The following is a 13,825-nucleotide window of genomic DNA, read 5'->3' as shown; positions in this document are numbered from 1 at the left end:
TGTGCTGGACGTTCAGTCTAGGGGGGGTACAAACGGGTGGGGCAACCGGACGGCGGGACTTGTACGCCATCGGTATGGCTTCGTGTCCCGATGGCGGTGTACCTCTTTGTCGCTTCCCTCAACTTGACGTACGCCTTGGGGAAACGGTTGCTCATTGATCCCTAACGGGTGAGTCACGATCGGCCGTCCGGCCGCCCGGTCCGCCACGCGAGGGGATCCGCGCGTACCGTTCCCTACCCTTCAGACTCCCCCCGGATCACGGCGAGCACGCCGTCCAGCTCGTCAGCCTTCACAAGAACGTCACGAGCCTTGGAGCCCTCGCTCGGTCCGACGATGTTCCGCGACTCCATCAGGTCCATCAGGCGTCCGGCCTTGGCGAAGCCGACGCGCAGCTTGCGCTGGAGCATGGAGGTCGACCCGAACTGCGTGGAGACGACCAGCTCGGCCGCCTGGCACAGCAGGTCGAGGTCGTCGCCGATGTCCTCGTCGATCTCCTTCTTCTGCTTGGTGCCGACGACGACGTCGTCCCGGAAGACGGGCGCCATCTGGTCCTTGCAGTGCTGGACGACGACCGCGACCTCCTCCTCGGTCACGAACGCGCCCTGCATACGGGTCGGTTTGTTCGCGCCCATCGGCAGGAAGAGGCCGTCGCCCTTGCCGATGAGCTTCTCCGCGCCGGGCTGGTCGAGGATGACCCGGGAGTCGGCCAGCGAGGAGGTGGCGAAGGCGAGCCGGGAGGGCACGTTGGCCTTGATCAGGCCGGTGACGACGTCCACGGAGGGCCGCTGCGTGGCGAGCACCAGGTGGATGCCGGCCGCGCGCGCGAGCTGGGTGATGCGCACGATGGCGTCCTCGACGTCGCGCGGGGCGACCATCATCAGGTCGGCCAGCTCGTCCACGATCACCAGCAGGTAGGGATAGGGCTGGAGTTCGCGTTCGCTGCCCTCGGGCGGCTTGACCTTGCCCTCGCGCACCGCGCGGTTGAAGTCGTCGATGTGCCGGTAGCCGTAGGCGGCGAGGTCGTCGTAGCGCAGGTCCATCTCGCGCACGACCCACTGGAGCGCCTCGGCGGCCCGCTTGGGGTTGGTGATGATCGGCGTGATCAGGTGCGGGATGCCCTCGTAAGCGGTCAGCTCGACGCGCTTGGGATCGACCAGGATCATCCGGACGTCCTCCGGGGTCGCCCGCATCATGATCGAGGTGATCAGGCAGTTGATGCAGGACGACTTGCCGGAGCCGGTGGCGCCGGCGACCAGCATGTGCGGCATCTTCGCCAGCGAGTGCATGACGTAGCCGCCCTCGACGTCCTTGCCGAAGGCCACCAGCATCGGGTCGTCGTCCTCGGCGGACTCCGCGAGCCGCAGCACGTCGCCGAGGTTGACCATCTCCCGGTCGGTGTTGGGGATCTCGATACCGACCGCGGACTTGCCGGGGATCGGGCTGATGATCCGCACGTCGGGGCTGGCGACGGCGTACGCGATGTTCTTGGTGAGGGCGGTGATCCGCTCCACCTTCACTGCGGGGCCGAGTTCGACCTCGTACCGCGTGACCGTCGGGCCGCGCGTGAAGCCGGTGACGGCCGCGTCGACCTTGAACTCGGTGAACACGGTGGTCAGCGAGGCCACGACGGCGTCGTTGGCGGCGCTGCGCGACTTGCCCGGGCCGCCGCGGGTGAGGAGGTCCAGGCCCGGCAGGGAGTAGGTGATGTCGCCGGAGAGCTGGAGCTGTTCGGCGCGCGGCGGCAGCTCGCGCTCCTGCGGCAGCGGGGTCTTGGTGAGGTCGGGGACCTCCACCTTGGCCGGGTCCTGCCCGTCCGGCTCCTTCTTGAGCTTCCCCGGCTGCGGGCGCGCGGCCGGGACCGGCGTGGGGGTCGGTGTCGTCGACTCGCGCTCCCCCGTGCTCACCCCCTGGGTGAGGTCGGCGACCAGCGGGGACGGCGGCATTCCGTGCAGGACGGCACCGTCGAGCGCGGCGGCGGCCGCGGCGGCGACGTCCACGGCGTCCATCGGCCGGTGCCCGTCCGGCTGCGGCACGGCGGACCGGCGGGGCCGGCCACGGCGCCGGGCCAGGGCCTCCTGCTCGGCGGCGTCGTGGTCGTACGGCTCCTCGGCGGGCGGTCCCCCGCGCCGGCGGGGGCGTGCGGGCAGCGACTCGCGCCACTGTTCGTCGTACCGCTCGTCGTCGTCGGTGAACTGCTCCGCCTCCGGGTCGCCGATCAGCCCCAGCCGCACGCCGAGCTGCCGCAGCCGCTGCGGGACGGCGTTGACGGGGGTGGCCGTGACGACCAGCAGCCCGAAGACCGTGAGCAGCACGAGCAGCGGCACGGCGAGGACGTCGGTCATCGTGTACGACAACGGGGTCGCCGCGCCCCAGCCGATCAGGCCGCCGGCGTCCCTTATGGCCTGCATGCCGGCGCTGCGGGCCGGTGAGCCGCAGGCGATGTGCACCTGGCCGAGCACACCGATGACCAGGGCGGACAAGCCGATGACGATCCGCCCGTTGGCCTCGGGTTTCTCCGGGTGGCGGATCAGCCGCACGGCGACGGCGCCGAGCAGGATCGGCACGAGCAGGTCGAGCCGGCCGAAGGCTCCGGTCACCAGGATCTCGACGAGATCGCCGACCGGGCCCTTCAGGTCGGCCCAGGTGCCGGCGGCGACGATCAGCGCCAAGCCGAGCAGCAGCAGCGCCACGCCGTCCTTGCGGTGCGCCGGGTCGAGGTTCTTCGCGCCCTGGCCTATGCCGCGGAAGACGGCGCCGACGGCGTGCGCCACGCCCAGCCAGAGGGCGCGTACGAGCCGGTAGACGCCGTTGGTGGGACTGGGTACCGGTGCGGGCGCGGGCTTCTTCGCCGCGGCCTTCTTGGCGGGCGCCTTCTTCGCCGGTGCCTTTTTCGCGGCGGCCTTCCTCGCCGGAGCCTTCGCGGGAGCCGCCGCCTTCTTGGCGGGCTGCTTCTTGGCTGCGGAGGGACGTGAGGCCATAGGTGTGAGGTTACCGGGGGAGACGGCGGTCGACACGTGTGCCTACCGCTTCACCCGTTCGTGTCGTGCGCGCGCGGGACCGGAACTGACGCGGTGGGTACGGACGCTGACATGCCTTCACTGACCGCCCCACCGAGGGCCTCAGTTGACCGCGGGCTGTCCTCCGGAGGAACCCGGCTCGAGGGCGTCCAGGGCACGGCGCAGGCCCGTGAGCTTGCGCTCCAGGTGGGCCGCGGTGGCCACCGCCGCCGCATCGGTCGACTCGTCGCCCAGCTGCTTGGAGAGCGCCTCGGCCTGCTCCTCGACGGCCGCGAGCCGTGCCGACAGCTCGGCGAGCAGCCCCGCCGGCTCCTTGGTCTCCACGCCCGCGCTCTTGCCGCCGCCCTCCAACTGGAGGCGCAGCAGCGCCGCCTGCTCGCGCAGCTGGCAGTTCTTCATGTAGAGCTCGACGAAGACCGAGACCTTCGCGCGCAGCACCCACGGGTCGAACGGCTTGGAGATGTAGTCCACCGCCCCCGCCGCGTACCCGCGGAAGGTGTGGTGCGGCCCGTGGTTGATCGCGGTGAGGAAGATGATCGGGATGTCCCGGGTCCGCTCCCGCCGCTTGATGTGCGCGGCTGTCTCGAAACCGTCCATGCCCGGCATCTGGACGTCCAGCAGAATGACCGCGAAGTCGTCCGTCAGCAGTGCTTTGAGCGCTTCCTCCCCGGACGATGCCCGCACCAGCGTCTGATCGAGCGCCGAGAGGATCGCCTCCAGCGCCAGCAGATTCTCCGGCCGGTCATCGACCAGGAGGATCTTGGCCTTCTGCACCATGGCCCGCCCTCCTCGCCCCGGCGTGGGGCCTCCCCTGTCCTCAGGACTTGGGGCAGCACCGGCGGGCGCCGCCCCAGGGGACGACTCCCTTGCGTCGCCCGTCCTTGTGCCGGTCATCGTAGCCGCACCCCGCCTGTCGCCACACCCTGTCACCGCGATGTCACTGTGTACGTAGCAGAAACGCGGCGGGAGACCAGAAGGTTCCCCGAATCCCGTGCTTCTACACGACCGCGGGCACGCTGAGTCAGCGACCCGGCGTGCACGCCGCCGTCCCCGGCACGCCGACACACCCCACGGTCGCACACCAACGCCCGGACCTGCCGCTCACTCCTGGCGCATCCACTGTTCCATCACCGTCAGCAGATGGTCGGGGTCGACCGGCTTCGTCACGTAGTCGGAGGCGCCCGACTCGATCGCCTTCTCCCGGTCGCCCTTCATCGCCTTGGCGGTCAGCGCGATGATCGGCAACCCGGCGAACTGCGGCATCCGGCGGATCGCCGTGGTCGTCGCGTACCCGTCCATCTCGGGCATCATGATGTCCATCAGGACGACCGCGACGTCCTCGTGCTGCTCCAGCACCTCGATGCCCTCCCGCCCGTTCTCCGCGTACAGCACGGACAGGCCGTGCTGCTCCAGGACGCTGGTGAGGGCGAAGACGTTGCGGATGTCGTCGTCGACGATCAGCACCTTCTGGCCACCGAACCTGATGTTCCGGTGCGACTGCGGCGCCGCGTCCTGCTCGGCGGCAGGCCGCTGCTCCTGCGCCGCGAGCTGCTCCCCGGCCTCCGGCAGGGACCTGCGGCGACGCCGGAACAGCGCGGCCGCACCGTTCTGCGAGTCCTGGTACGACTTCACCTCGGCCGGTGTCTCGGCCTCGGTCTCCTGCGGCTCGGCCGGGGCGCTCGCGGAGGACAGCAGCTCGCCCGCCCCGAGGGACGGCAGAGCCTGCCCGTAGCCGTTCGGCGGCAGTTCGCTCGGGTGCAGCGGCAGGTAGAGGGTGAACGTGGAGCCGCGGCCCGGCTCGCTCTGCGCGTGGATCTCACCGCCCAGCAGCTGCGCGATCTCCCGCGAGATGGACAGTCCGAGACCCGTGCCGCCGTACTTGCGGCTGGTGGTGCCGTCGGCCTGCTTGAACGCCTCGAAGATCACCCGCATCTTGCTCGCCGCGATCCCGATACCGGTGTCGCTCACCGAGAACGCGATCAGCTCCCCGTCCGGGTCGGTCATCGAACCGGCCTCCAGCAACTGCTCCCGGATGGCCTGCGGCACATCGTCCCGGGCCGGCCGGATGACCAGCTCGACCGCTCCCGAATCGGTGAACTTCACCGCGTTCGACAGCAGGTTGCGCAGCACCTGGAGCAGCCGCTGCTCATCCGTGTGCAGGGTCGCGGGCAGCTCAGGCGACACCCGCACCGACAGGTCGAGGCCCTTCTCCGCGGTCAGCGGACGGAACGTGGCCTCCACGTAATCGACGAGCTGCACGAGCGCGATGCGCGTCGGGGAGACGTCCATCTTGCCCGCCTCGACCTTCGACAGATCGAGGATGTCGTTGATGAGCTGGAGCAGGTCGGAGCCGGCACCGTGGATCGTCTCCGCGAACTCGACCTGCTTCGGGGACAGGTTCGCGTCGGCGTTGTCGGCGAGCAACTTGGCGAGAATCAGCAGGGAGTTGAGCGGCGTACGCAGCTCGTGCGACATGTTGGCCAGGAACTCGCTCTTGTAGCGCATGGAGACCGCGAGCTGCTCGGCGCGCTCCTCCAGGACCTGCCGGGCCTCCTCGATCTCGGTGTTCTTCACCTCGATGTCGCGGTTCTGCTGCGCCAGCAGCTCGGCCTTCTCCTCCAGTTCGGCGTTGGAGGACTGCAGCGCCTTCTGCCGTTGCTCCAACTCCTCCGACCGTTCCCGCAGTTGCTCGGTCAGCTCCTGCGACTGCTTCAGCAGCACCTCCGTCTTGGTGTTGACGGAGATGGTGTTGACGCTCGTCGCGATCATCTCGGCGATCTGGTTGAGGAAGTCCTTCTGGATCTGCGTGAAGGGCGTGAAGGACGCCAGCTCGATGACACCGAGCACCTGCCCCTCGAACAGCACCGGCAACACGATCACTTGCGCGGGCGGTGCCTCGCCGAGCCCGGAGGAGATCTTCAGATAGCCGCTCGGCGCGTTCTCGACCAGGATCGTGCGCTTCTCCTGGGCGGCCGTGCCGACCAGCGCCTCCCCCGGCCGGAACGAGGTCGGCATGGACCCCATCGAATAGCCGTACGACCCGAGCATCCGCAGCTCGTACCGGTCGCCGTCGGCGCCGGCCTGCTCCTGGCCGTCGACCAGGGGCATCGCGAGGAAGAACGCGCCGTGCTGAGCGGAGACCACGGGGGTCAGCTCGCTCATGATCAGCGAAGCGACGTCCTGGAGGTCACGGCGGCCCTGCATCAGCCCGGAGATCCGGGCCAGGTTGCCCTTGAGCCAGTCCTGCTCCTTGTTGGCGATCGTGGTGTCGCGCAGGTTGGCGATCATCTTGTTGATGTAGTCCTGGAGCTCCTGGATCTCCCCGGACGCGTCCACGTCGATCTTCAGGTTGAGGTCACCGCGGGTCACCGCGGTCGCCACGCGCGCGATGGCACGCACCTGCCGGGTCAGATTCCCGGCCATCTCGTTCACGGACTCCGTCAGGTCCCGCCAGGTGCCGTCCACGTCCCGCACCCGGGCCTGCCCGCCGAGCTGGCCCTCCGTGCCCACCTCGCGGGCCACCCGGGTCACCTCCTCGGCGAAGGACGACAGCTGGTCGACCATCGTGTTGATGGTCGTCTTCAGCTCGAGGATCTCCCCGCGCGCGTCGATGTCGATCTTCTTGGTCAGGTCGCCCTTGGCGATGGCCGTCGTGACCATGGCGATGTTGCGCACCTGACCGGTCAGGTTGGACGCCATCTGGTTCACCGACTCGGTGAGGTCCTTCCACGTACCGGACACACCCGGCACGTGCGCCTGACCGCCGAGGATGCCGTCCGTACCCACCTCACGGGCCACCTTGGTGACCTGGTCCGCGAACGAGCTCAGCGTCTTCACCATGGTGTTGAACGTCTCGGCGAGCTGCGCGACCTCACCGCGCGCCTCGATCGTCACCGTCCGCGTCAGGTCGCCGTTGGCGACGGCTGCGGCCACCTGGGAGATGTTCCTCACCTGCACGGTGAGGTTCTTCGCCATCAGGTTGACGTTGTCGCTGAGGTCCTTCCAGATGCCCACCACACCGGGCACGTGCGCCTGGCCGCCCAGGATGCCCTCGGTACCCACCTCGCGCGCCACCCGGGTCACCTGCTCGGCGAAGGACGACAGCTGGTCGACCATGGTGTTGACGGTGGTGACGAGCTCGAGGATCTCGCCCTTGGCGTCGACGGTGATCTTCTTCGACAGGTCGCCCTTGGCCACGGCGGTGGTGACCTCGGCGATGTTGCGCACCTGCATGGTCAGGTTGTTGGCCATGCCGTTCACGGACTGCGTGAGGTCCTTCCAGGTGCCGGAGACGCCCTGCACCTCGGCCTGGCCGCCGAGGATGCCCTCGGTACCCACCTCGCGCGCGACGCGCGTGACCTCCTGGGCGAACGACGACAGCTGGTCCACCATCGTGTTCAGCGTGTTCTTGAGCTCCAGGATCTCCCCGCGCGCGTCCACGGTGATCTTCTGGGACAGGTCACCGCGGGCCACCGCCGTCGCGACCTGCGCGATGTTGCGGACCTGCGCGGTGAGGTTGCCGGCCATGCCGTTCACCGAGTCGGTCAGGTCCCGCCACACACCGGCGACCCCGGGCACCTGCGCCTGACCGCCGAGGCGGCCCTCCGTGCCCACCTCGCGGGCGACCCGCGTGACCTGCTCGGCGAAGCTGGAGAGCTGGTCCACCATCGTGTTGATGGTGTTCTTCAGCTCGAGGATCTCCCCGCGCGCGTCGACGTCGATCTTCTGGGAGAGGTCACCCCGGGCCACCGCCGTCGTCACCTGCGCGATGTTGCGCACCTGTGAGGTCAGGTTCCCCGCCATCGAGTTGACGGAGTCCGTGAGCTCCTTCCAGGTACCCGACACACCGTCCACCCGGGCCTGACCGCCGAGGCGGCCCTCCGTGCCCACGTCCCGCGCCATCCGGGTCACCTGGTCGGCGAAGCTGGAGAGCTGGTCCACCATCGTGTTCACGGTGTTCTTCAGCTGGAGCATCTCGCCGGAGACGTCCACGGTGACCTTCTGCGACAGGTCACCGTTCGCCACCGCCGTCGTCACCTGCGCGATGTTCCTCACCTGACCGGTGAGGTTGCGGAACGCCGTGTTGACGGAGTCGGTGAGGTCCTTCCACGTACCCGCCGCCCCCGGCACCTGCGCCTGGCCGCCCAGCTCCCCCTCGACACCGACCTCCCGGGCCACCCGGGTGACCTCGGCACCGAAGGAGGACAGCTGGTCCACCATCGTGTTGACGGTGTTCTTCAGCTCCAGCATCTCGCCGGCCACGTCGACCGTGACCTTCTGCGACAGGTCACCGTTGGCCACCGCCGTGGTCACCGCGGCGATGTCCCGCACCTGGGTCGTCAGGTTGCGGAAGACGGTGTTGACGGAGTCGGTCAGGTCCTTCCAGATCCCCGCCGCACCCGGCACGTTCGCCTGGCCGCCGAGCTGCCCCTCACCGCCGACCTCGTTGGCCACCCTCGTGACCTCGTCCGCGAAGATCCGCAGCGTCTCGGTCATCTGGTTGATCGTCTCGGCCAGCTGCGCGACCTCGCCGCGCGCCGGCACGGTCACCTTCCGCGACAGGTCACCGTTGGCGACCGCGGTCGTCACCTCGGAGATCCCGCGCACCTGCGCCGTCAGGTTCCCGGCCATGGTGTTGACCGAGTCGGTGAGCTCCTTCCACACCCCGGCCACGCCCGGCACCTGCGCCTGACCGCCCAGCGCGCCCTCGGTACCCACCTCACGGGCGACGCGCGTCACCTCGGAGGAGAACGCGGAGAGCTGGTCCACCATCGTGTTGACGGTGTTCTTCAGCTCCAGCATCTCGCCGGCCACGTGGACCGTGACCTTCCGCGACAGGTCGCCCTTCGCCACCGCCGTCGTCACCAGCGCGATGTCCCGCACCTGCGCGGTGAGCCGGTAGGCCATCGTGTTGACGGAGTCCGTGAGGTCCTTCCACGAACCGGACATGCCGCGCACCTGGGCCTGTCCACCCAGCTTGCCCTCGGTACCGACCTCACTGGCCACGCGGGTGACCTCGTCCGTGAACGTCGACAACTGGTCGACCAGGTTGTTCACGGTCCGCCCGACCTTCAGGAACTCGCCGCGCAGCGGATGCCCGGCGCCCTCCACGGTCTGCGTCCGCAGCTCCATGCGCGGCGACAGGTCACCGTCCGCCACCGCCGACAGCACCCGGCTGACCTCGGAGACGGGGCGCACGAGGTCGTCCACGAGCGCGTTGGAGTTGTCGATCGCGGTCGCCCAGGAGCCTTCGCAGGCCCCCGTCTCCAGGCGCTCGGTGAGCTTCCCCTCACGGCCGACCATGCGCCGCACCCGCGCCAGCTCGCCCGTGAGGTGCAGATTGCGGTCGGCCACCTCGTTGAAGACGGCCGCGATCTCCGACATCACGCCGTCCCCGGACACCGTGAGCCGCTTGCGGAAGTTCCCCTCCCGCATGGCGACCAGGGCCGTGAGCAGCCGGTTCAGCGCCGCCGTGTCGACCGTCGTCGTACCGCCTCGTGTCTTGCCCTGCTTACTCAGGGACTGTCCGCCTTTCGCGCGCGTCTTCGTGGCCCGCGTCGCTGCGCCAGACTCCACTGTGTCCCTCCCGCAGGGGTCGACCATTACTGCTGTGCCCGGTGCACCCCACGGTGACCGGTTGCTCTCGTGTGCTTCCTGTGCCGCCGGGTGTTCGGACCCGGCTCACCGGGCCGCTGAGTGGGCCCCTGCCCATCCAGGCCGCTCGGCATTCGGCCTGCCCGGACGCACACGACAAGCTTGCCCAGTGTTTCACCCCGGCCGAACCAGGCCATAACAGTTCGGCAGCTTCGCACACCGTCCGCACACCCTCTGGGCGGAAACACTGCAGACCGGCATCCGCGGGGGCATGGAAGGTAAGTAACCTTGCATGCGGCTGTCCAGCCATGCCGGTTCTGTCCGGCCTGGGCGGTGGCACGAGACGAGCGGGCATCGGAGGGGCGGCCGGAGACATGACCACCGGACTGATCCCGGGGGAGCAGCCTCCGGATCACGGGCCGACGGACGGCCTGCCGCAGCAGCGGCACGAGCCGGCCGGCCAGGACGCCGTCCATGTGCACGTGGACGTGGAGAGAGGGTCGAGGAGTTCTGTGATCACCGCGCGCGCGGCCGCCAGTTTCGAGCCCGTCGGACGATCGGTGGCGAGCGCACGTTCCTTCGTCCGCGACACGCTCCAGGGCTGGGGCCACGCCGACATCGTCGACGACGCGGTGGTGCTCACCAGCGAACTGGTGACCAACGCCGTGGTGCACGCCGGTACCGCCGCCGACGTGGTGTGCCTGCGCAGCGACGACGGCGTCCGCATCGAGGTGGCCGACCGCTACCCCGAGCGCGAGGTCCCCATCCAGGGCTCGGCCGTCAACATGGGCAGCCCCGACCGCGAGGGCGGACGCGGACTCCAGCTCTGTGCCGCCCTCGCCGGCCACTGGGGCGTCGAGTACACGCCGACGCACAAGAACGTCTGGTTCCAGCTCAACCTGCCGGCCCGCGCGGTCGGCACCCGCAGCGCCGGCCCGGCCCTCCCGGCCGAGCTGCTGCCGGTCGCCGACGGCCGCGTTCGCGTCGCCGTCGTCCAGATCGACCGCACGGGCGCCGTCACCGCCTGGAACGAGGACGCCGAGGAACTCTTCGGCTACCCGGCCGAGCAGGTCACCGGCAAGCCGCTGACCGACCTCGCCGCCTGGCCGCACACCCCGGGCACCGGCACGGGCATCGTCGAGGCGCTCCAGCTCTCCCGCTGGGAGGGCAGCTACGGCATCCGGGGCGCCGACGGCCGCGTCACCCCGGTCTACGCCTCCCACCTCCGCGTCCGGGACGCCGGCGGCGAGCCCTCCACGGTCTGCCTCCTCGTGCGGGACAACGAGCGTGCCGTGCTGCAGACGCCGCTGCGCGTGCCCGCCTCCGACACGGGCGGTTCCACCGAGGGCCAGAGCACCGACCCCTTCGAGGTGTTCATCGGCTCTCCCGCTCCGGACGACCTCGACGGCCTCCTCCAGCGCACGGTCGAACGCGCCCGCGACATGCTCGACGCCGACGCCGCCTTCCTGCTGCTGGCCACCGACGACGAGACCGAGCTGGAGGTCCGCGCCTCCACCGGCCTGCCCTCCGCCCGCCAGCGTTTCGCCCGCGTCCCCGTCGAGGCGGGCCCCGGCCGCTACGGCTCGGCGCGCATGCCCGCCGTCCACGACGACCTCGCCGCGGTTCCCGGCGCCGTGCCCCTGCTGAACGGCACCGGCATGCGCTCCGTCGTCACCGTGCCCCTCAAGGTCGAGGGCCGCCTCACCGGCTCCCTCGGCGTCGCGGCCGAGTCTCCCGGCCGGTACTCCAACGAGGAGGCGCTGCGGCTCCAGTTCGCCGCCGACCGCATCGCCCTGGCCGTCGAGTCGGCCCGCCTGGGCGAGCTGGAACGGCTGCGCCGCGGCTCCCTCAGCTTCCTCGTCGAGGCGTCCGACCTCCTCGCCGGCACCCTGGACCGTGACCAGACGCTGGCCCTCATGGCACAGATGACGGTCCCGACCCTGGCCACCTGGTGCGCCGTCTACACGATCGCCGACCAGGCCTCGGACCCGTACCTGTCGTACGTCCTGCACGAGGACGAGGAGCTGATCGACGGCATCAAGTCCCTCCTCTCCAAGATCGACCCACCGGACCCGGTGCCCACTCCGGGCGCCCGCGTCTGGACGGCTCCCGCGGAGGTCGCCCACCAGGCGGCGCTGCGCAGTTCCATGCGCAGCCTCGGCCTGAGCGGCGGCCCGGTGCAGCAGGTCAGCTCCGGCATCGGCCCGACCCTGGCCACGGCCTCCGCAGTCGGCGGCGAGACGGTGGTCCTGCCCCTGGTCGCCCGCAACCGCGTCATCGGCATGCTCACCCTCGGCAAGCCCACCGACGAGCACTTCCGCCAGGAGATCCTGGAACTCGCCGAGGACCTGTCCCGCCGAGCCGCCCTGGCCCTGGACAACGCCCGCCTGTATTCGGAACGCACGGCCATCAGCCAGTCCCTCCAGCGCAGCCTGCTGCCGCCGGAGCTCCCCCTGATCGACGGCGTCGAGGTGGAGGTCATCTACCGCGCGGCCGGCGAGGGCAACGAGGTCGGCGGCGACTTCTACGACCTCTTCCCCATCAGCGACGGCGCCTACGGCTTCGCCATCGGCGACGTCTGCGGTACGGGCCCGAACGCGGCGGCCGTCACGGGCCTGGCCCGGCACGCCCTGCGCCTGCTGGCCCGCGAGGGTCTCAGCGGCCCCGCGGTCCTGGAGCGTCTCAACTCGGCCATCCTCGACGAGGGCGCCCGCAGCCGCTTCCTCACCCTCCTCTACGGCGAGATGCGCCCGCAGGAGGACGGCAGCGCCGAGCTGAAGGTCGTCTGCGCCGGCCATCCGCTCCCTCTGCGGCTGCGCCAGGACGGCACGGTGGAACCGGCCGCCGAGCCCCAGCCGCTCCTCGGCGTCCTGGAGGACCTGGAGCTCTACGAGCAGACGGTCACCCTCGACCCGGGCGATGTCCTGCTCTGCGTCACGGACGGCGTCACGGAACGCCGCGAGGGCACGCGCATGCTGGGTGACGACGGCCTCGCCGATGTGCTGACCACCTGCACGGGCCTGACGGCGGGCGCGGTGGCGGCGCGCATCATGCGCGCGGTGGAGCGCTTCGCGTCGGACGCGCCGTCCGACGACATGGCGATCCTGGCGATGCGGGTGCCGGAGCCGCACGCGGACTGACCCACCGGATCCGGGCATGAGAAAGGCCCCGCCCATTGGGCGGGGCCTTTCTTCGGTGGAGCCCCCAAACGGAATCGAACCGTTGACCTTCTCCTTACCATGGAGACGCTCTACCGACTGAGCTATAGGGGCCTGTCGCCTTTTCGAGGTTTCCCTCGCGGCAACGGAATAGATCATACCCCGAACACGGGTGTGCTCCCAACACGGCTTTCAGTGCGCGGGTTGCAGCAGCCCGCCCAGCGCATTGCACGCGGACACGATGCGCTGCATGTCCCGCTTCGTCAGTGAGGCGTCCACCGGCAGCGCGAGCGTCTCGTCGGCGGCCCGCTCCGTTTCCGGCAAGGACACGCAACGCCGGAACCCGGGCATCCGGTGCACGGGTGTCCGCACCGGCACCCGGCAGTCGACTCCCCTCCCCCGTATAGCCCGGGCGAACGCGTCCCGGTCGGGCCGCCCGTTGCCCGGCACCCTCACCACGTACTGCTGATAGGTGTGCCCGTCGCCCCCGTCGGGCGTACGCACGCCCTTCAACTTCCCGTCGAGGTAAGCCGCTCGCTCGCGGCGCCGCGCTATGTCGTCGTACGGCCCGGCGGTCTCCCCGTGCTCCAGGACCAGCAGCCCGTGCCGCTGCCCGACCTCGTGCAGTCGCGCCATGTCGGCCGGCCGGCCGAAGCGGTGCACGGCGACGACGGCCGCGGTCCGGGAGGTCACCGCCGCTTCCACGGCGGCCGCGTCGAGGCAGTACGTCGCCGGATCTATGTCGGCGAAGACCGGCAACGCGCCGACCAGTGACACGGTTTCAGCGACCTCTGCGTTCCCGAAGGCGGGCACGACGACCTCGTCTCCGACGCCTACGCCGGCGGCCCTGAGCATGGCAGCAGTACTCATGCCGACGATGGTCGTCGCGGTACGTGAACGTCAAGTGACGCAAAACAAAAAAGGGTTGGACCCGGAACCGAAGTTCGGGGTCCAACCCTTTGAATAATTGTTCGGCGGCGTCCTACTCTCCCACAGGGTCCCCCCTGCAGTACCATCGGCGCTGAAAGGCTTAGCTTCCGGGTTCGGAATGTAACC

Annotated in this window: 5 protein-coding genes, 1 tRNA gene and 1 rRNA gene; 1 reads left to right on the top strand and 6 read right to left on the bottom strand. The window is 70.0% G+C overall.

Annotated elements, in window-relative coordinates; all coding sequences use genetic code 11:
- Positions 1-233 precede the first annotated feature (233 nt).
- The 3 genes from AB0E77_RS30465 to AB0E77_RS30455 all read right to left on the bottom strand — a co-directional run bounded on the left by AB0E77_RS30465 (position 234) and on the right by AB0E77_RS30455 (position 9,593).
- A complete protein-coding gene (locus AB0E77_RS30465; protein ID WP_361577020.1) occupies positions 234-2,978 on the bottom strand; it encodes a DNA translocase FtsK in 2,745 nt (914 codons plus the stop codon).
- Positions 2,979-3,119: 141 nt separating this feature from the next.
- Complete coding sequence (locus AB0E77_RS30460) at positions 3,120-3,794, bottom strand: response regulator (protein ID WP_161164852.1); 675 nt, start codon at positions 3,792-3,794, stop codon at positions 3,120-3,122.
- A 324-nt stretch (positions 3,795-4,118) separates the two neighbouring features.
- Positions 4,119-9,593 carry a HAMP domain-containing protein gene (locus tag AB0E77_RS30455; protein WP_361577008.1) on the bottom strand — a complete coding sequence of 1,825 codons (5,475 nt, stop codon included), beginning with the start codon at positions 9,591-9,593 and terminating at the stop codon, positions 4,119-4,121.
- 392 nt (positions 9,594-9,985) lie between these two features.
- Here AB0E77_RS30455 and AB0E77_RS30450 point away from each other — a divergent pair, with 392 nt between their 5' ends.
- Entirely contained in the window at positions 9,986-12,751 is a 2,766-nt protein-coding gene (locus AB0E77_RS30450) for a SpoIIE family protein phosphatase (protein ID WP_361577005.1), read from the top strand.
- Positions 12,752-12,807: 56 nt separating this feature from the next.
- On the opposite strand, the gene AB0E77_RS30445 is transcribed toward AB0E77_RS30450, so the two are convergent.
- The 3 genes from AB0E77_RS30445 to rrf form a co-directional block, all read right to left on the bottom strand.
- A tRNA-Thr gene (locus tag AB0E77_RS30445) sits at positions 12,808-12,883 on the bottom strand.
- 78 nt (positions 12,884-12,961) lie between these two features.
- The gene (locus AB0E77_RS30440; RefSeq protein WP_361577120.1) at positions 12,962-13,624 is read right to left on the bottom strand and encodes a DegT/DnrJ/EryC1/StrS family aminotransferase; all 663 of its coding nucleotides are present in this window, start codon (positions 13,622-13,624) and stop codon (positions 12,962-12,964) included.
- Positions 13,625-13,738: 114 nt separating this feature from the next.
- Positions 13,739-13,825: ribosomal RNA gene (rrf, locus tag AB0E77_RS30435) — 5S ribosomal RNA — on the bottom strand; the annotation flags it as partial.

It is taken from the genome of Streptomyces sp. NPDC032940 (genome assembly GCF_040636935.1).
In the GTDB taxonomy this organism is placed as follows: domain Bacteria; phylum Actinomycetota; class Actinomycetes; order Streptomycetales; family Streptomycetaceae; genus Streptomyces.
The sequence above is the reverse complement of the archived record's forward strand: the minus strand, read 5'-3'. Positions and strand labels throughout refer to the sequence as shown.